Below are 18,856 nucleotides of genomic sequence, written 5' to 3'. Positions count from 1 at the left end.
GTCAGCCACCCAAAGAGCGCAACAAGCTGACCGAGGGCACGCCCGTAACGGGCAGGCCCTTGGCTTGCTGATACGCGGTGATGGCCGCGGTGGTGTTCTTGCCGATCACCCCATCAGCCCCTTGCGTGTCATACCCGGCAGCAGTCAAACGCCGCTGCAACTCTTTGCGATCTTCCAGCGTCAGGCCGGTTTCGTCGGGCCCGAATGACGCCTGAAAGGGTGCGCCACCAGCGATCCGATCGGACAGGTGCCCGACCCCGATCGCGTAGCTGTCCGAGTTGTTGTAGCGTTTGATCACCTGGAAATTGCGGAACACCGCTATGCGCGGTCCGGGTTTCTGCGGCTGCAGAACTGCTACCGGTGTGCCCGAATTTGCCGCTGCAGATCCGACCTCACCTCCCCAAGGCTGGCCCCGCACCCAACCCGCCCGCGACAGGTAGGCGGCTGTCGAAGCCAGCGAGTCTGTCGGATCGTCGGACCAGATGTCGCGTCGGCCGTCTCCGGTGAAATCCACTGCGTAGGCCAGATACGAGGTCGGGATGAATTGCGTATGCCCCATGGCGCCGGCCCAGCTACCGGTCATGTTCGCCGGCGACGTGTCACCGTTCTGAAGGATCTTCAACGCCGCAATCAGCTGGCTTTCGAAGAACGCCCCGCGACGCCCGTCGTAGGCCAGCGTGGAAAGGGCCGAAATCACGGGCACATCGCCCCGCCGCTGCCCATAGCGGCTTTCCAGCCCCCAGACCGCCACGATGACCTCTTTGTCCACGCCATAGCGCGACTCGATCTGCGTGAGGGTCGCGTTGTGGCGTTGCAGCATCTGCTTGCCGGTACTGATCCGCTCGTCTGACGCTGCAATGGCCAGATAATCTTCGAGCGAGCGCTTGAACTCGACCTGGTTGCGGTCGCGTTCGATCACATCTGGCAGGTAACCGGCCCCCTGAAACGCCCGGTCGATCGTCGCTTGCGAAATACCCTGCCCCGCCGCGCGCGCCTTGAAACTTGCAACCCAAGAATCCCAGCCGGCATTGGGCACTGCCCGCATTCGCGACGCAGTTGTTCCGGTTGGCGCGGACCCGCCCGCGCAGGCGCTCAGGAAACCTGCACCGAGGCCCAGTGAGAATGTGCGTCGATTGATCATGGCTGAAATCTGCTCTTGTTTGTTGTTGGCAGCAGCGTAGCGCAGCAAATGCCTTGAGGCTAGCTTCGCAACCGCCGCCCGTTTGGATTTCACACTTTGAGCAAAGGCCCGCTCAGCTGACCAGCAGGCGCAGACCCTGGGTCACATCCGATCGCACCGCCAACCGCAAACCCGGTTCGTCCCCCGCCTTCAGAGCGGCGATGATCAGCTTGTGGTAATGCGGCGGCTCGGTCCGTCGCAGGCGGCCATAAAGAGCCCGCATGGTCGGACCAAGCTGCAGCCAGACTGTTTCGGCCATCGCAAGCATGGCCGGAGCCTGCGCCCGCAGATAAAGCGTGCGGTGAAACTCGAGGTTCGTTCGGATGTAGCCGACCGCATCGCGCTTGGTCACCATTTCGGCCACGGTCATGTTGATGCTCTGCAACCGGTCGATCAGAGCCATATGCGCCCGAGGCAGCGCACGGCTGGCCAGCTCGACCTCCAGCAGGGCCCGCAGCGCGGCCAATTCTTCGATCCGGTCGTTGGTGAGTTCGGGCGTGGAAACCCGACCCGAGTTGGACAGAAACAGCGCCCCTTCGGCGGCCAGACGGCGAACGGCTTCGCGCGCCGGCGTCATGGACACACCGAACTCCTTGCCGATGCCGCGCAGCGTCAGCGCCTGACCGGGCGGGATTTCTCCATGCATGATTCGAGACCGCAGGGCGCGGTATACCTGATCATGGGTCGCGATCTGGGAGTCGGAGCTGCGGGTGGTCAACATCCCCTCATGTGATCACAAATCCCCGTGACGTCAACCGGCGGGCGCATCGAACCTGTAACGGTGCAGTTCGGCCCCATTGTCGCGCAGCCAGTGCCGGGCCGCTTTGTACGGCCCGAAAAGCCGCTCGACCTGCGCCCAGAACGCCGCCGAATGGTTCATCTCGGCCAGATGCGCGACCTCATGAGCCGCGACATAGTGCAGGATTTCGGGGGGCGCTAGGATCAGCCGCCACGAAAACATCAACCCCCCCGCTGCACTGCACGACCCCCACCGCGACCGTGTATCGCGCATCGTCAGACTGGAGTAGCCCCGCCCCAGCATGGCCGCGTAGTCGTCGCAGGCTTCGGTCAGGCGATTACGCGCCAGCTCTTTCAAAAAGCGGGCGAGGCGCCGCGCCTCGGCCCCTTCGGGCACCGCAACCTGATCGGCGTGCAAACTGACCCGGCGCCCCTCCGCCGGCACGATTCGCCTTGGCACACCTTCGACCGGCAGGGTTTCCCCGAAGCCGACTGACGCCGGAACGGGTCGCGCGCCCAGATGCTGGCGGATCCAGTCTTCCTTTGAGCGCGCAAAGCCGATCGCCTCGGATTCGGACACACCCTGCGGATAAGTCAACGTAACCCGGCCATCCAACTGGGAAATCCGCAGGCTTATGCGGCGTGCCCGCGCCGATTTGCGCAAGGTCAGCGCAACGGGAGGCTGTCCGGGCAATGAATGTCGCCCCATGGTGCGATCTCCTTGGCGCAAAGGCTTTGACAGTACCCGCCGCATGTGGCAGGTGACCTGAATCGTTGATACGACTCACCTGATATCAAGGGGAATTGACATGCCCAAGGAAGAATGGGGCGTAAAGCGCGTTTGTCCGACCACTGGCAAGCGGTTTTATGACCTGAACAAGGACCCGATCATCAGCCCCTATACCGGCGAGATCGTGGAATTGGAAACCGGCAAAAGCCGGATGATCGCAGCCGACGCTGAAGATGCAGCGTCGGTCAAGGCGCGCGAAGCCTCGTCCGATGACGAACTGCTGGACGATGATGACGCAGTCGATGTCGATCTGGACGATGATCTGCTTGAGGACGACGACGAAGACAACGTCTCGTTGGACGACATCACCGACGTCGCGTCGGAAGACGAAGACTCGTGATCCGGCCGGGGCGGCGCAGGCTGCCCCGCGCCCCGTGCGCCGCGCATCTTTTTTCACCGAATCCGATTTTTTGGTCTTGCACTCGCGCACGTCGTTTCATAAACGTCCGTCCACCGCACAGGCGGTACCGGAAAGGGGCCTTAGCTCAGTTGGGAGAGCGCTTGCATGGCATGCAAGAGGTCAGGGGTTCGACTCCCCTAGGCTCCACCAAATCCCCTTCCATCGCATCCAGATCGCCCCCCCCGGGCTAAATCTGCGCCGTTCCGATGCCCGTGGTTCTTTCCAGTACGTCCACGCCCTGCTGTTTCCAGAAATGCAGAAGGTCGATGAAGATCCAGTTCTCGGCCAGTTTGTCGCCAGCGCGGCGATAGATGTCGATCACCCGAAACTCACCGGGCTTTTGGGTCGCCGGCATACCCATGAACCCTCCGGTCGGAACAGCCGTGAAGTTCGGCCAGCCAAAAAATCCGCCGTAGTGACCTTCGGCCAGCCGGCAGACATGTTTGGTCTTTGACCGCTCGGCGAATGCCGCGCGGAAGGGACCGGCGTGTTGCTTGCCATACCGTTCAATCGTGTAAGTAGCGCCAATTCCCTCGGGCCCCCACCAGATCATGTCGTCATGCCAGGTACGGCTCAGCTCTTCGCTCAGGGTCAGGCCACTTTTCCACTGGCCCAGGTCAGAAATCATGGCGTTGATCAGCGCCAGAGTCTGCTCCCCTTCTTCGGCGGGTTGATCCGTGCCTAGGATACCGTCGTGTGTCAGGGGCCCGGGCTGTATAAGATGGGCTGCGGTTTGGGGCGGAAACGGGTTCTGACCGGCCTGCACCATCAGATGCGGGATATCGAAATACATCGCGGTCTCGACGATCTTGCCGTCTTGCACCTTGTTGAACTCGCAATAGCGCAGGAATGCCATTTTGCCTGTCGGTCGAATACCCAACCAGGAGTGGTCGAACAGACCCATCAGGTGGCCCATGGAAACCACCCAGACCTCGCGCTCGTCGGTCAGCGAGTTGCACCCCGCAAAGAATATGTCCTGACGCCGCTGCATGCGTTTGAGGCTGTTTCGCAGCGGGCCCCAGAAGTTTTCTGCTACGTCGTGGACCCCCGAAATCTGACCGAACGGGTGAAAGCCGCGCCACAGCAGATTCGGCGTGCAGAATCGCCCCATGACATCTGACAGCTTGTCGTTGGTGGCCAACTGCAGGTCCTCATAGAACGCCTTCACCAGATCTTTCTCTTTTTGAAAGCTCATCTGTTTTTCATTGTTTTGCAGCATCTTGCGCCTGTTATTGCCTGGGGGTGAATCACTGATTTCAGGTATATTTGCATACGTATGCAAAAATGTCTTGCCAGAATTGGTAAACCAATAATACCCTTTTGCAAACGTATGCAAAACGATTCCTTCCCGGGGGGCTTCATGGCGGAAATTCAACTGCGCAATGTCGGCAAGCGATGGGGATCGTTTGTTGGGGTTCACAACTTCGATCTGACGATTGCCGATCGCGAGTTTCTGGTTCTGCTTGGCCCGTCCGGCTGCGGCAAGACCACGACAATGCGCATGATCGCGGGGCTTGAGGACGTGACCGAGGGCGACATCCTGATCGACGGCAAGGTGGTCAACGATCTTGAACCCAAGGACCGCGACGTGGCGATGGTGTTCCAGAGCTATGCCCTGTACCCCAACATGAATGTCTATGAAAATATCCGCTTCCCGCTGAAGGTCCGCGGGATCGACCCCGCAACCCATGACGAAAAGGTGCGCCGCGCCAGCGCCATGGTCGAGCTGGACGATTTTCTCCATCGCAAGCCCGCTGAACTGTCGGGCGGTCAGCGCCAGCGGGTCGCCCTGGCCCGCGCGATCGTGCGCGAACCGAACGTGTTCCTGATGGACGAGCCGCTGTCCAACCTCGACGCCAAGCTGCGTGTATCCACCCGCGCGCAGATCAAGAATCTCAGCCACGAACTGGCCGTCACCACGATCTATGTCACCCATGACCAGATCGAGGCCATGACGCTGGCCGACCGCGTGGTGGTGATGAAAAAGGGCATCGTACAACAGGTCGGCAGCCCGACCGAAATCTACGACCGCCCGGCCAACACTTTCGTCGCCAGTTTCATCGGCTCGCCCGCCATGAACCTGATGGATGGTCAGGTTGAGGGCGGCGTATTCCGGACCAAGGGTGTCGAAATCCCGGGACTGGATGTTGCTGATGGCCCGCTGACCTTGGGGTTCCGCGCCGAGGATGCGACACTGGCCGAAGGTCAGGGCCAGATCACTGCACCGATCTACACGCTCGAGCTGCTGGGCGACGCGACCATGATATCGGTCCGGGTCGGCGGTGCACTGGTCTCGGTCAAAGCCGACAAAGCATTCCGCGCCGAAATAGGCGAGATGGTCTCGTTCTCGGTGCCGAAAGAAATCTGTCACCTGTTCGAAGCAGAGAGCGGTGCGCGGATCGGGGGCTGACCCCAACCAAAGCCCGAAAGGGCCAACCAACGGTCCGGACGTCGACGACGGACCGATCCTGACAGGGAGAAACGCATGAAACTCAAGACAATTCTGATGGCAGGCGCCATGACCATGGTGACCAGCACAGCATGGGCGGCGTGTTCGTTCGAGAACACCGTTCCGCTCAAATCACTGTCCGCCGGGTTCGAAGCCTGGAAGGCTGTCACCGACGCGATGGCCGAGTGCGGCAATTTCGGCGCATCGCTGGACCAGGAGTTCCGCGAGAAGCAGCCCGAAGCCTTCGCGGCGGATCCGGCTCTGTACCAGATCGGCGGCGTGTCGAACGCGACGCTGGTGCCGTTGCTGAACGCGGGCACCATTCGTCCGCTGGATGATCTGGTCGCGAAATATGGCCAGGACCTGCTGCCGAACCAGCTGATCAAGGTGGACGGCCAAACCATGGCCATCGCCATGATGGTGAACGCCCAGCACCTGATGTACCGCAGCGACGTTCTGGCCGATCTGGGGATCGAAGAACCCAAGACCTATGACGATGTTCTGGCCGCTGCAGCCAAGATCAAAGAGGCCGGCGTCATGGATTACCCCATCGGTGGCACTTTCAAGACCGGCTGGAACCTGGGTCAGGAATTCGTGAACATGTACCTGGGCGAAGGCGGTGAGTTCTTTGCTGACGGCAACATGCCTGCGATCAACAACGATCAGGGCGTGAAGGCTCTGGAGACGCTCAAGGCCATGACCGAATACATGGACCCCGAGTATCTGGTGTCGGATTCCACATACGTTCAGCAGCAGTTCCAACAAGGCAAGATCGCCATGGCCAACCTGTGGGCCAGCCGCGCGGCCGCAATGAACGATGAGGCCGAAAGCCAGGTCGTCGGCAAGGTCGTCATGGCGGCCGCTCCGATGGGCTCGGCCGCTCCGGCAACCACGATCTGGTGGGACGGTATCGTTCTTGCCTCGAACATGAGCGACGAGGAAGCCGATGCCGCATTCCGCGTGGCGCTGGAAGGCATGGACGCAGAAATGGTCGAGGCCAACAACAACGCCGCCGTCTGGCTGAACCCTGCCTACAAGCCCGGTGATCTGGCCGCAGGTGCAGCCGCTTCGGCAGAAGCCGGCGCCAAAGCCTATCCCGCATCTGGCCCGATGGGGATCATGCACACCGCGCTTGGCAATGGCCTGGCCGATTACCTGACTGGCGCCAAGGACGCACAGACCACGCTGGCAGACATCGAGGCGGACTATCTGACTGCCGCGAAAGAGGCCGGACTGGTCAACAACTGATCCTGCCGCGGGAGGGCCTAGACCCTCCCGCACCCAATCCAACGAGAACCATGAGAAAGGCAGAGCCATGAATTTCCGGACATTTGCCGCCTTTGTCGGCCCCTCTGTCTTTATGATGCTTCTCTTTATCGCTTTCCCGCTGGTCAGCGTGTTCAAGCAGAGTTTCTACGTCACCCAGCCCATCTATGAGACGGTCGAGGTCGAGACCTGCACGCCGGGCTTCCTGACACAGACCTGCGTGACCGAGGAAAAGTCCATTCCGAGGCTGGACGAAGAGGGCGAGATCATCACGCAGACCCAGTTTGTCGGGCTGGAAAGCTATCGCAACGTGCTGGAGCCCGAACGCGCCTGGCGCGCGATCAGCGAGGGCAGCTGGAGCGTGCTGTCCACGATCAATTTCTGGAAGGCGCTGCGCTTTACGTTGACCTTTACCTTGATCACTTTGCCCTTGGTGATCGGTACCGGGCTGCTGATCGCCATCGTGATCAACAATGCTGCATCGGCAATACGTGGTCCGGTGATCTTTGTGTCGCTCCTGCCCTTCATCATCACGCCGGTCATCGGGGCCCTTTCGATCAACTGGCTGTTTCGCGGCGACGGTATCCTCACGGCCCTGCTGGAATGGTGGCTGAACCGCGACATCGCGCTGTTCGCGCAGGCCTGGACGATCGAGTTGCTGATGATGCTGTACCGCGTCTGGCACGTCGCACCCTTTGCCGCGATCGTGTTTTACGCCGGTCTTCAGACCGTGAACCAGGACAGCCTTGAAAGTGCGGTGATCGACGGCGCAAGCCGCTGGCAGCGCCTGAAATACATCGTCATCCCACACCTGATGCCGCTGATTATCTTCGTGTCGATGATCCATCTGATGGACTCCTACCGGGTGTTCGAAGAAATCGTCGGCTTCTCAAGCCAGGGCTACGTCATCTCGCTGCAATGGCTGACCTACGACTTCCTCGTGCCGGATCAGGCGGGCAACCGTTCGATCAGTCGGGCTTCGGCCAGCGCCATGCTGACCATGGTCGGCATCGTCATCCTTCTCATCGCACCGCTGCGCCGGACATGGCGCGACCACAAAGGAGGTCACTGATATGTCCTCGCGCGCCCTTCGCCAACCGCTCGGCCTACGCCTGTCGTCGAACCTGTTTCTGGCGTTCTGGTGCCTGGTGGCGGCCTTCCCGATCTTCTGGATCGCGGTGATGAGCTTCAAATCACCCGTGGACGCATTCGACAGCAACGCGCTGAACGTGATCTTCGGTCCAGCGACTCTTGCGACCGGGGAAGGCCTTTCCATCCTCGACATCATCCTCGGCATCGTCACCATTTGGGTCGCGGTGATTGCGACGACCAAGACACTGCCCTCGATGGTCAGAACCTACACCAAGCCGGGTCAGGCCTGGTTCGGCTGGATCATCGGCGGTTTGGCCTTGGTGATGGGTTTTCTGTTGGTGTTTTTCGTGATCTTGCCGGCCGTTCTGAACGTGTTGAACCCACTGTTCGGCCCGCTGGGGCGGGACGTGATTGGTCTGACGACCGAGCACTACAAGACCGTCTGGATCGACCGCGGCTTTTCCAACAACTTCAAGAACTCGCTGATCGTTACCGCGGGCGTCGTGACCGTGTCGCTGACCGTGGGCACGCTGGCGGGTTATGGGCTGGCGCGGTCGGGCTCGACGCTAGCGTTCTGGATCCTGATTGTCGCGTTGGTGTTTCGCGCGCTGCCGCACTCGGTTCTGGTGGCGGGCTATCTGCCCGTCTTCATCAACTCGGCCGAATGGCTGCGCCCGATCTTGGGGGAAAACGCGCCCACGCTGTACGGCAAGCCCTTTGCCGTAATCGCGGTTCTGGTGGCGATCAACCAGCCCTTTACCATTTGGATGCTGCGGTCGTTCTTCCAGAACATCCCGGCCGAGCTGGACGAAGCCGCGCGCGTGGATGGCTGCAACCATTTCCAAGCCTTCCGTCGGGTGATCATGCCTGTGATGTGGCCGGGCGTCATCACCACCGGGCTGTTCAGCTTCTTGCTGGCCTACAACGACTTTCTGGTGACCTCGCTGCTGCTGGACGCGCAGAACCAGACCATGGTTCCGGCCATCGCCGGCATGTTCAACCGCGAAACCACCACCACCGACCAGGTCGTCGCCGTGGCCGCCGCCGTGTCGATCACCGCGCCGCTGTTCTTCCTGGTCATGATCTTCCAGCGCCAGATCGTCAGCGGCCTGACCGCCGGCGCGGTCAAAGGCTGATGAGCCGCCGGTTCCGCCATAACGCCCTGACGCGCCATCCGGCGCTGAACAGGTTGCCCAGGGATTTTCCCGGATTTGGGGGCATGTCCCCCCGATCCCCAATCCCTGACAACCTGACAAGGACAAGACGATGAAAGGTTCCCGACCTGAACAAGCGGTTCTGACCCGCGACACTGACCTGACCAAGACCGAAGACACGCGCCGCGTGATCGAATCCATGGTCGACGGCCTGAATGACCACCGCATCAACGACATCGGCGAGTTCTTCGCCGAAGGATTCCGCTGGATGGGCAACCAGGGCTGCGGCACGAAGAACGGTCTGCAAGAGTTTCAGGACAACTGGCAGCGCCCCTTCCAGGCCGCGTTTTCCGACAAGGTCTGCATCGACGAGGCGCGGCTTTACATGGGTGAATGGGCCGCGGCCTTCGGCCGGCAGGAGGCGACCCATTCGGGCGAATTCCTGGGCATCCCGCCCACCGGCAAGCGGGTCGAGATCCGCTACATGGATTTCTGGAAAGTGGTCGACGGCAAGATCGTCGACAACTGGGTGAACGTTGATTTCGCCCATGTCGCCGCGCAGCTGGGCGTCGACCTGTTCCAGGGCCACGGCTGGGAAGCATATGACCGGGGAGAGAAAACTCCGCCCCGCCCCGACAACTGAGGATCAAGACAATGGCAATCGAGTATCTCAAACGCGGCAAGTCCGACGCAGACCGGGCCGAGGATGACGCCAAGACCCGCGCCGTGGTCGAGGCGACTCTGAAGGATATCGAAATCCGTGGCGACGCCGCGGTGCGCGAGCTGAGCGAGAAGTTCGACAACTATTCGCCCGCCTCGTTCCGCCTGTCGCAGGACGAGATCGACGACTTGATCGCTCAGCTGTCAGACCGCGAGCTGGCCGACATCAAGTTCGCGCAAGCGCAGGTGACGAACTTTGCCCGCGCGCAACGCGCCTCGATGACCGATATCGAGGTCGAGACCCTGCCGGGCGTGATCCTGGGCCACAAGAACATCCCCGTGCAGTCGGTGGGCTGCTATGTGCCCGGCGGCAAGTTCCCGATGGTGGCCTCGGCCCATATGTCCGTGGCAACGGCCAGCGTTGCGGGTGTGCCGCGCATCATCGCCTGCACCCCTCCGTTCCAGGGCAAGCCGAATCCGGCGGTGATCGCCGCCATGCATCTGGGCGGCGCGCATGAGATCTATGTCATGGGTGGCATCCAGGCCATCGGCGCCATGGCGCTGGGGACCGAAACGATCGACCCGGTGCACATGCTGGTTGGCCCCGGCAATGCCTTCGTGGCCGAGGCCAAGCGCCAGCTGTTCGGCCGCGTCGGCATCGACCTGTTCGCCGGCCCGACCGAGACCATGGTGATCGCCGACGAAACCGTCGACGCCGAGATCTGCGCCACCGACCTGCTGGGGCAGGCCGAACACGGCTACAACTCGCCCGCGGTTCTGGTCACCAACTCGCGCAAGCTGGCCGAAGAGACCCTGTCCGAGATCGACCGCCTGCTGGGCATCCTGCCGACGGCCGACACCGCGCGGGTCAGCTGGCAGGACTATGGCGAGGTGATCCTGTGCGACAGCTATGACGAGATGCTGCAGGTCGCCGACGAGATCGCCTCGGAGCATGTTCAGGTCATGACCGACCGCGATGACTGGTTTCTGGAGAACATGACCTGCTATGGCGCACTGTTCTTGGGGCCGCGCACCAACGTATCAAACGGTGACAAGGTGATCGGCACCAACCACACGCTGCCCACCAAGAAGGCCGGGCGTTATACCGGCGGGTTGTGGGTGGGCAAATTCCTGAAGACCCACAGCTATCAGAAAATTCTGACCGACGAGGCGGCAACCCTGATCGGCGAGTACGGCTCGCGCCTGTGTCTGCTGGAAGGCTTCGTGGGGCATGCCGAACAATGCAACGTGCGGGTGCGCCGCTATGGCGGCATCAACGTGCCCTATGGCGCGCCGGCCCCATACCGGGATGCCGCCGAATGAGTGACAGGCATACGCAGCACAAAGCGCTGATCGCGCCGCTTCGGGCGGCGATGTATGATTTCGACGAACCCGGCGTGCGGGCCGCGCTGGCCCAGGTGACCGCGCCCGACGCCCTGTTCCGCCTGTGCCACCCCTTCGGTGACAGCACCGGCAGCGAGGCGTTCTACGATCTGGCCTACAAGGGCCTGCTGGATGCCTGGCCGGACCTCGAGCGGCGCGACTATATCGTGATGGCCGGGCCGGACGAGTTCGGCGCCGACTGGGTCGGCTGCGGCGGCTACTACACCGGCACTTTCACCGGTCCGTGGCTGGACATCCCGCCCACCGGCCATCAGGTCACCATGCGGTTTCACGAGTTCTACCGGTTCGAGAACGGCCGGATCGTTGAAATGCAGGCCCTGTGGGACATCCCCGAGGTGATGATGCAGGCCCGTGCCTGGCCGATGGCGCCTAGCCTGGGCCGCGAATGGCATGTGCCCGGCCCGGCCACGCAGGACGGTCTGGTGCCGGGGCCCTATGACGCCGACCAGGGCCGCGCCACCTGCCAGCACATCATCGACATGCTGGAACATCTGAAAAAACACCCTTCGCAAGGTGGCCCCGAGGTGATGGAGATGGAGCGGTTCTGGCATCCGCGCATGAACTGGTACGGGCCTTCGGGTATCGGCACCGGGCGCGGCTATGCCGGGTTCCGCAACTGGCACCAGATCCCGTTCCTGAACGGAATGCCGGATCGCGGGCAATATGTCGATGACATCACTTATCATTTCTTCGGCGATGGCGATTACGCGGCGGTGACCGGCTGGCCCAACATGATCCAGACCGTCACCCATGACGGGTGGATGGGCATTGCGCCCTCGGGCAAGCGGATCACCATGCGCAGCCTCGATTTCTGGCGACTGGAGAACGGACTGCTTCGCGAAAACTGGGTTCTGGTCGATCTTCTGGACGCCTATGCGCAGCTTGGTGTTGACGTCTTTGCCCGCCTGCGGGAATTCAACAAGGCCCGGAACCTGGGCCGCATTGAAACCCCGGATGGAATGAGCTGATGACACAACTGCCCCGCACCCCTTCGTTCTCGCTGAGCGGCAAGACCGCATTGGTCACCGGCGCGTCTTCGGGCATCGGATTGGGGTGCGCTGTCGCCCTGGCCGAGGCCGGGGCGCATGTGGTCTGCGCCGCGCGCGGGGCCGAGCGGCTGGACGAAGCGGTGTCCGCCCTGCAGGCGCAGGGCTGGTCGGCCGAGGGGCGGGTGATGGATCAGGGCGACCTGACCGCGTTGCATGCGCTGTTTAACGGCCGGGTCTTTGACGTGGTGGTGAACTCGGCCGGGACCGCGCGGCACGGGCCGGCGGTCGACACCACGCCCGAGGATTTCGACGCGGTCACGAGTGTCAACCTACGCTCGGCCTATTTCCTGTCGGCCTACGCGGCCAAGGCGCTGATGGCGGCCGGGCGGCCCGGTTCGATCATCCATATCTCCAGCCAGATGGGCCATGTCGGCGGCATCGACCGGGCGCTGTACTGTGCGACCAAGCACGGGCTGGAAGGTATGGTCAAGGCGATGGCGATCGAATGGGGCAAGCAGGGCATCCGCATCAACACGGTCTGCCCGACCTTCATCCGAACCCCGCTGACGCAATCGACTTTCGACAACCCCGAACGCGCGGCCTGGATCATGGACAAGATCAAGCTGAACCGCGTGGGCGAGGTCGAGGATATCATGGGCGCGGTTCTCTATCTTGCCTCCGACGCCTCGGGTCTGGTCACCGGCACGTCGATGCTGATCGACGGCGGATGGACGGCGGACTGATGGCGGAAAAGGTCACATCGCTTCAGGTCGCGCAATTGGCCGGCGTCAGCCAGTCGGCGGTCAGCCGGGTTTTCACGCCCGGCGCTTCGGTCAGCAAGAAGACCGAGGAAAAGGTGCGAAAGGCGGCGGCCGAATTGGGCTATCGTCCCAACGTGCTGGCGCGGGCGATGGTGTCGGGCAAAAGCCGGATCATCGGCCTGGTGGTCGGCTACCTGGACAACTACTTCTATCCCGAGGCGTTGGAGAAACTGTCCAACCGCCTGCAGGAGCATGGCTATCACGTGCTGATCTTCATGGCCTCGCGCTCGGCCGGAAACATCGACGACGTGATGGAAGAGATCCTGGATTATCAGGTGGACGGGGTCATTCTGGCCTCGGTGCCGATGTCGTCGGATATCGCTACCCGTTGCCAGCAAGCGGGCGTTCCGGTGGTGCTGTTCAACCGAAGCCAGGATCTTGAGGGTATCACCACCGTGACCTCGGACAACTATGCCGGCGGCCGCAAGGTGGCCGAGTTTCTGCTGGCGGGCGGGCATCAACGTATCGCCTATATCGCGGGCTGGCAGGGTGCCTCGACCCAGCGCGACCGCGAGGCTGGTTTCCTTGCCGCACTGCGCGACGCCGGGAGCGATCTTTTTGCACATGGGATCGGCGAGTTTCACACCGAAAATGCCCGTGCGGCGGCCCGAACCATGTTCGACGTGGCACCGGAGCGCCGACCTGACGCGGTTTTCGTCGCCAACGATCACATGGCTTTGGCGGTCATGGATGTTCTACGCTTTGAGCTGGGCCTGCGCATCCCCGAAGACGTCTCGGTCGTGGGGTATGACGATGTGCCCCCCGCCGGATGGCCCGCATACAATCTGACGACGATCCGGCAGCGGGCGAACCTGATGGTCGCGGAAACCGTTGCCGCGCTGCTTGATCACATCGAAGAACCCAAGACTTCTGAACCCCGCAAGGTGGCAATTGACGGACCGCTGATCGTACGAACCTCGGCCCGGTTGCCCAAGGGATGGAACCCGAAAAGGACGAACACATGAAGGGATTTGACCCCAAATTCCGGGATTTTCCCGACTATATCATCGGCATCACCAAGGAAATCTGGGAAGATCGCGGGATCGCCACGCTGCATGAATATTACAGCGACGACATCGTTGTCCGTTCACCGGGTTCAGTCGTGCTGGGCAATCAAAGCGTCATCGGCGCGACGATGGCGACCCTGGCCGAATTTCCCGACCGGCAGCTTCTGGGCGAAGACGTGATCTGGTCGGGCACGCCCGAAGAGGGGATGCTGAGTTCCCACCGCATTATCTCGACCGCTACGCACCTTGCCGAAGGTGTCTATGGCAAACCAACCGGAACCAAGCTGCGGTACCGGATTCTGGCCGATTGCCATGCGATCGACAATCAGATCAACGATGAATGGCTGATCCGCGATCAGGGGGCTATCGTGCGCCAGATGGGCTGGGACCCCAAGGAATACGCAGCCGACCTGATCGCTCGCGAAGGTGGGCCGGAAAACTGCGTGAAACCTCTGACGCCCGAGATCGACCAGCCCGGCCCTTACAAGGGTCGAGGCAACGACAATGAATGGGGCCAGCGCTATGCCGATATTCTGACCCGGATCATGAACGCCGACATGGGCGCGATCGGGGCTGAATACGACCGCGCGGTGCAGTCGGAATATGTCGGCGGGGTCACCGGACACGGTTGGGACTCGGTCGACCGGTTCTGGATGGGATTGCGGGCCAGCTTCCCCAACGCCGAGTTCCGCATCGAGCACCAGATCGGCCGCGACGATCCCAACATGCCACCCCGTGCCGCACTGCGCTGGAGCCTGTGGGGCAAGAATGACGGCTGGGGGGTGTTTGGAGCCCCCACCGGAGCGCAGGTCTATGTTCTGGGCATCAGCCATGCCGAATTCGGTGAACTGATCAGTGGCCAGCCCAAGCTGCGCCGCGAATACACCCTGTTTGATGAAACCTCGGTCTGGAAGCAGATCCTTCTGCAGGGCACAGAGGTCTGAATGCTCGCTCCGGTCGAATATCGTGTTCTGGCCTGTGGCCTGCGCGAGACCGGTGCAAGCCGGCGCTTTCACCTATTCCGGCAAAGCCTTCGAGCGCGCCGCCTGAATTTGCGGCCTCCGGGAACGTGATCGAGCATCTGCCGACCATTCCCTCAAACGCATAATCCGGAACCAGTACCATGACACAATCAACCATCGCATCACGCATCGTCCGTTATGGAGAGCTCAAGCCGTGCAAGACGGCCTTCATTGATGCCCACACGCCGGGCAGCGATCAGAAAGAGAACTTTACCATCATCGGCGGCGGTGTTTCGGAGTCGCCGGATCAGCACGTTCATATTACCGACAAGATCGGCTTCAATATCGGGGCCGCCGGCCAGCCGCCCAAATGCCGCAACTCGCTGCACAGCCATACGACGGCCGAGGTCTTTTTTGTCGCCAAGGGCCGCTGGCGGTTTTTCTGGGGTCGCTACGGCACGGCGGGCGAGTTCATTGCCGAGGAAGGTGACATCTTCAACATTCCTACCGGCATTTTCCGCGGGTTCGAGAACGTGGGCGACGACTACGGGATGATCATGTCCATTCTGGGCGGTGACGATGCCGGCGGCGGCGTAACCTGGGCACCTCAGGTCATTGAAGACGCCCGTGCGCATGGATTGATGCTGGGTGACAACGGCGTACTCTACGACAGCAAGAAGGGTCAGGACCTTCCGCACAACGTCCGGCCTATGCCCTTGCTGACCGAGGAGCAGCTGAAATCCTATCCCGAAGTGCCGGTCGAAGCCGTGATTGGAAAATACGTGGCACGCTACTGGGACCTGATGGCGCTGGCGGCCGACAAACCCGCCAAGGTGATCGGTGAAAACGGTCTGATCAAGGACAAGCCCGGCTTTGAGGTCGACTTCCTGACCCGTGGCTCTGGTGTTCAAGACCCCACCAAATCGGCCAAGCCCGTCGTGCTGATGCCGGCAAGCGGCCATTGGCGGGTCACTGTCGAGGATGTCGAAACCACGATTTCGGGCGGGGATACTGTACTGGTGCTGCCCGGCGAAGCCTATACCATCACTCCATCCATGACCGGAACGGCCGGGTTGTATCGCATCACCGCGACCGACGATCCTGCTGGCGCAACCTGGACCGGCGACTGATCAAGAAAGGACCCCGCATGACAAAGATACTCACCACCCATGTGGGGTCTCTGCCCCGATCCCAGGAAGTTGTCGACTTCATCTTTGCGCGCGAGCGGAATGAGCCCTATGACGCCGCTGCGTTCGACAGTTGCATGACCAAGGCCGTGTCTGAAACGGTTCGGCGTCAGGTCGAGGCCGGTGTGGACATCGTCAGCGACGGAGAGACCTCAAAAATCTCGTATGCGACATACGTAAAGGACCGCTACACAGGTTTCTCGGGGGACAGTCCACGGAATGCCCCCGCGGACCTGAAGATGTTTCCCAGCTTTTTGCAACGTCTTGCCAACGAAGGGGGCACACCCCAATACGCCCGGCCGCAATGCACGGGCGACGTTCGCTCGAAAGGCCAGGACGAACTGAACAAGGATATCCGCAACCTCAAGCAGGCAATGGCTGAGTACGGAGTCGAACATGGCTTCATGAACGCCGCCTCGCCCGGGGTGATTTCTTTGTTTCTGCAGAACGCCCACTACCCCAGCCGCGAGGCCTATCTGGCCGCACTCGCCGATGCGATGAAGCAGGAATATGAAACGATCGTCGCAGAGGGACTGGATCTTCAGCTGGACTGCCCCGATCTGGCCCTGTCCCGGCACATGCTGTTCGCTGATCTGTCCGATGCCGAATTCATCGCGATCGCCGAGATGCATGTCGAAGCCCTGAACCACGCGCTGCAGAATGTCCCGCAAGATCGGGTCCGGGTGCATATCTGCTGGGGCAACTACGAAGGCCCGCATTGCTGCGACATTGCGATGGATCAGGTGTTCACAACCCTGATGGCAACCAAATCCCGCTATGTTCTGTTCGAAACATCGAACCCGCGCCACGCCCATGAGTGGACCGTTTTCCGAGATCGCAAGAGCGAAATCCCGGACGACAAGATCCTTGTGCCCGGCGTCGTAGACACGACAACGAATTTCATCGAACACCCCGAGCTGGTGCGGCAACGCATCGAGCGGTTCACCAACATCGTTGGGGCGGAACGGGTCATCGCCGGGAGTGACTGTGGGTTTGGCACTTTTGCCGGCTTCGGCGCGGTCGACCCCGACATCGCCTATGCCAAGCTGGCCTCCCTGGCCGAAGGTGCAAGATTGGCATCGGCATGACGCCCCTGGTTCTTCTTCCCGGAATGATGTGCGATGCCCGACTGTTCGGGCCGCAAATCGAGGCCCTGTCCGGACGGGTGCCGTTGATGACCCACCCGCTGAGCGTCCAAGACAGCGTCGAGGCAATGGCCGCCGATGTACTGAGCCATGCACCGCCGGTATTTGCCCTTGCGGGACTTTCCATGGGCGGGATCGTTGCCATGGAAGTTCTGCGCCAGGCGCCAGAACGTGTGGAACGGCTGGCCCTTCTGGACACGAACCCTCTGGCCGAAGCAGACGAGGTCAAAACCCGGCGCGGTCCGCAGATGGAGGCCGTGCGCCAAGGTGGATTGCGGCAGGTAATGCGTGACGAGTTGAAGCCGAACTATCTGGCCGATGGCCCTCGGCAGGGCGCAATTCTTGACCTTTGCATGGCCATGGCAGCCGATCTGGGCCCCGAGGTCTTTCTTCGCCAGTCCATCGCACTCATGGGCCGCCCGGATCAAACGGACACCTTGTCCGCATTTCAAGGTCCAAGCCTCGTTCTATGCGGCGAGGATGACAGACTATGTCCGTTGGAGCGGCACGAACTGATGCACAAGCTTCTCGGAAACAGCACGCTGGAGGTCGTAATCGGTGCGGGGCACCTGCCCACCCTCGAGCGACCCCAGGAAACCACAGCGGCGTTGCGCCGTTGGTTGGAGGTTCCATGACACCGTCCCTACTTGCCTTGCTACGCAAGGTCGACACACCCACAGTCTGCAACGCCATCGAGATGGCACAAGGCAAGCGCGGGTTTGACCAATTCACGCGTGGTACGATGTTCTGCTCGGCCCCGTCCGAGGGCGCAATCGTCGGATTTGCCCGTACAGCCAAGATCGCTGCGGTGCAGCCGCCCTCCGAAGCGCCAGAAGTCATCAGGCAGCGGCGAATGGACTATTACAGATACATGGCCGAGGCCCCGGCTCCCTCTGTTGCAGTGGTTGAGGATGTCGATTTCCCCTCCTGCATCGGCGCCTATTGGGGCGAAATCAATACGTCTTTGCACAAAGGGTTCGGAATGGCCGGCGCACTCACCAACGGGGTCATGCGGGACCTTGGTGACATGCAGCAAGGATTCCCGGTCATCGCCGGCTCTATCGGGCCCAGCCATGGTTTCGTTCACGTCCGAGAAATCGACACGCCTGTTTCGATCTTCGGCCTGACGGTCAATCCATCGGATCTTATCCATGCGGACCGGCATGGTGCTGTTGTCGTACCTGCTGATCTGATTGATCGGATCGAACACGCCATTCTGAAACTCTTTGAAACCGAACGAATAATTCTGAGCGCGGCTTCTGAACCCGGCTTCAATTTCGAGAAGTTTGAAGTCGCTTGGGCTGCATTTGAAAAAGCGCGCGTGTAAGGGTGTACGCAGTCTGACCGATCGCTGACGTGGCTCGGTGGTTCGTTTGTCGGTCGTAGCCTGCGTCTTGGGAGCTTCGATTGCGCATTAATGCCGCCTCCGCCTATCTTTCTTTTTTGTGGCGGCGGTGGTTGGGTTGTTGAGAACGAGCAAAGCCGCCCTTGGGCGGCTCGTTTGGTGCTTTGTTCGACTGTTTTGGTTGCGGGAGCAGGATTTGAACCTGCGACCTTCAGGTTATGAGCCTGACGAGCTACCGGGCTGCTCCATCCCGCGACACTTTGGGTT

19 protein-coding genes and 2 tRNA genes are annotated in these 18,856 nt (G+C 61.4%); 16 read left to right on the top strand and 5 right to left on the bottom strand.

Going from position 1 to position 18,856, the window contains the following annotated elements; all coding sequences use genetic code 11:
- Position 1: 1 nt before the first annotated feature.
- From ACR0IR_RS17230 to ACR0IR_RS17220, 3 genes are all read right to left on the bottom strand, one after another.
- A complete protein-coding gene (locus tag ACR0IR_RS17230; RefSeq protein WP_170366160.1) occupies positions 2–1,141 on the bottom strand; it encodes a lytic murein transglycosylase in 1,140 nt (379 codons plus the stop codon).
- 112 nt (positions 1,142–1,253) lie between these two features.
- Entirely contained in the window at positions 1,254–1,901 is a 648-nt protein-coding gene (locus tag ACR0IR_RS17225; protein WP_170366158.1) for a GntR family transcriptional regulator, read from the bottom strand.
- 30 nt (positions 1,902–1,931) lie between these two features.
- Positions 1,932–2,627: a M48 family metallopeptidase gene (locus ACR0IR_RS17220; protein WP_254441608.1), complete on the bottom strand. Its 696-nt coding sequence runs from the start codon at positions 2,625–2,627 to the stop codon at positions 1,932–1,934.
- 100 nt (positions 2,628–2,727) lie between these two features.
- Here ACR0IR_RS17220 and ACR0IR_RS17215 point away from each other — a divergent pair, with 100 nt between their 5' ends.
- Together ACR0IR_RS17215 and ACR0IR_RS17210 are read left to right on the top strand one after the other, a co-directional pair.
- A complete protein-coding gene (locus ACR0IR_RS17215) occupies positions 2,728–3,048 on the top strand; it encodes a TIGR02300 family protein (protein ID WP_170342794.1) in 321 nt (106 codons plus the stop codon).
- Positions 3,049–3,182: 134 nt separating this feature from the next.
- Positions 3,183–3,258, top strand: a tRNA-Ala gene (locus tag ACR0IR_RS17210).
- A 37-nt stretch (positions 3,259–3,295) separates the two neighbouring features.
- Here ACR0IR_RS17210 and ACR0IR_RS17205 read toward each other — a convergent pair.
- Positions 3,296–4,303 (bottom strand): nuclear transport factor 2 family protein, encoded by a 1,008-nt coding sequence (locus tag ACR0IR_RS17205; RefSeq protein WP_170366154.1) that lies wholly within the window; start codon positions 4,301–4,303, stop codon positions 3,296–3,298.
- A 165-nt stretch (positions 4,304–4,468) separates the two neighbouring features.
- Between ACR0IR_RS17205 and ACR0IR_RS17200 the strand changes: the two genes are divergently transcribed.
- From ACR0IR_RS17200 to ACR0IR_RS17135, 14 genes are all read left to right on the top strand, one after another.
- Entirely contained in the window at positions 4,469–5,518 is a 1,050-nt protein-coding gene (locus ACR0IR_RS17200; protein WP_170343350.1) for an ABC transporter ATP-binding protein, read from the top strand.
- A gap of 75 nt (positions 5,519–5,593) precedes the next feature.
- Positions 5,594–6,805 (top strand): ABC transporter substrate-binding protein, encoded by a 1,212-nt coding sequence (locus ACR0IR_RS17195; RefSeq protein ID WP_170342797.1) that lies wholly within the window; start codon positions 5,594–5,596, stop codon positions 6,803–6,805.
- Positions 6,806–6,872: 67 nt separating this feature from the next.
- Positions 6,873–7,895, top strand: coding sequence for a carbohydrate ABC transporter permease (locus ACR0IR_RS17190; protein WP_170366152.1), 1,023 nt, complete (start codon positions 6,873–6,875; stop codon positions 7,893–7,895).
- A gap of 1 nt (position 7,896) precedes the next feature.
- Positions 7,897–9,051, top strand: a complete 1,155-nt coding sequence (locus ACR0IR_RS17185; RefSeq protein ID WP_170366150.1) for a carbohydrate ABC transporter permease — start codon at positions 7,897–7,899, stop codon at positions 9,049–9,051.
- A 130-nt stretch (positions 9,052–9,181) separates the two neighbouring features.
- The gene (locus ACR0IR_RS17180) at positions 9,182–9,712 is read left to right on the top strand and encodes an ester cyclase (RefSeq protein ID WP_170343348.1); all 531 of its coding nucleotides are present in this window, start codon (positions 9,182–9,184) and stop codon (positions 9,710–9,712) included.
- A gap of 11 nt (positions 9,713–9,723) precedes the next feature.
- The gene (hisD, locus tag ACR0IR_RS17175) at positions 9,724–11,052 is read left to right on the top strand and encodes a histidinol dehydrogenase (RefSeq protein WP_480779151.1); all 1,329 of its coding nucleotides are present in this window, start codon (positions 9,724–9,726) and stop codon (positions 11,050–11,052) included.
- Positions 11,049–12,101, top strand: a complete 1,053-nt coding sequence (locus ACR0IR_RS17170) for an ester cyclase (protein WP_480779150.1) — start codon at positions 11,049–11,051, stop codon at positions 12,099–12,101. Before hisD ends, ACR0IR_RS17170 begins: the two co-directional genes overlap by 4 nt.
- Positions 12,101–12,865, top strand: a complete 765-nt coding sequence (locus ACR0IR_RS17165; RefSeq protein ID WP_170366144.1) for an SDR family NAD(P)-dependent oxidoreductase — start codon at positions 12,101–12,103, stop codon at positions 12,863–12,865. Before ACR0IR_RS17170 ends, ACR0IR_RS17165 begins: the two co-directional genes overlap by 1 nt.
- The gene (locus tag ACR0IR_RS17160; RefSeq protein WP_217357157.1) at positions 12,865–13,908 is read left to right on the top strand and encodes a LacI family DNA-binding transcriptional regulator; all 1,044 of its coding nucleotides are present in this window, start codon (positions 12,865–12,867) and stop codon (positions 13,906–13,908) included. The genes ACR0IR_RS17165 and ACR0IR_RS17160 overlap by 1 nt, the downstream gene beginning before the upstream one ends.
- Positions 13,905–14,894, top strand: a complete 990-nt coding sequence (locus ACR0IR_RS17155; RefSeq protein ID WP_170366142.1) for a nuclear transport factor 2 family protein — start codon at positions 13,905–13,907, stop codon at positions 14,892–14,894. The genes ACR0IR_RS17160 and ACR0IR_RS17155 overlap by 4 nt, the downstream gene beginning before the upstream one ends.
- Positions 14,895–15,073: 179 nt before the next feature.
- Positions 15,074–16,042 carry a cupin domain-containing protein gene (locus ACR0IR_RS17150; RefSeq protein ID WP_170366140.1) on the top strand — a complete coding sequence of 323 codons (969 nt, stop codon included), beginning with the start codon at positions 15,074–15,076 and terminating at the stop codon, positions 16,040–16,042.
- Positions 16,043–16,059: 17 nt separating this feature from the next.
- Positions 16,060–17,187, top strand: a complete 1,128-nt coding sequence (locus ACR0IR_RS17145) for a cobalamin-independent methionine synthase II family protein (RefSeq protein WP_170366138.1) — start codon at positions 16,060–16,062, stop codon at positions 17,185–17,187.
- A complete protein-coding gene (locus tag ACR0IR_RS17140) occupies positions 17,184–17,879 on the top strand; it encodes an alpha/beta fold hydrolase (protein WP_170366136.1) in 696 nt (231 codons plus the stop codon). The genes ACR0IR_RS17145 and ACR0IR_RS17140 overlap by 4 nt, the downstream gene beginning before the upstream one ends.
- On the top strand, positions 17,876–18,571 hold the full coding sequence (locus ACR0IR_RS17135; protein WP_170366134.1) for an RraA family protein: 696 nt from the start codon (positions 17,876–17,878) through the stop codon (positions 18,569–18,571). The genes ACR0IR_RS17140 and ACR0IR_RS17135 overlap by 4 nt, the downstream gene beginning before the upstream one ends.
- Positions 18,572–18,767: 196 nt before the next feature.
- Here ACR0IR_RS17135 and ACR0IR_RS17130 read toward each other — a convergent pair.
- Positions 18,768–18,844: transfer RNA gene (locus tag ACR0IR_RS17130), tRNA-Met, on the bottom strand.
- Between the last annotated feature and the right edge of the window lie 12 nt (positions 18,845–18,856).

Source organism: Ruegeria sp. CF2 (assembly GCF_056537385.1).
The sequence above is the reverse complement of the archived record's forward strand: the minus strand, read 5'-3'. Positions and strand labels throughout refer to the sequence as shown.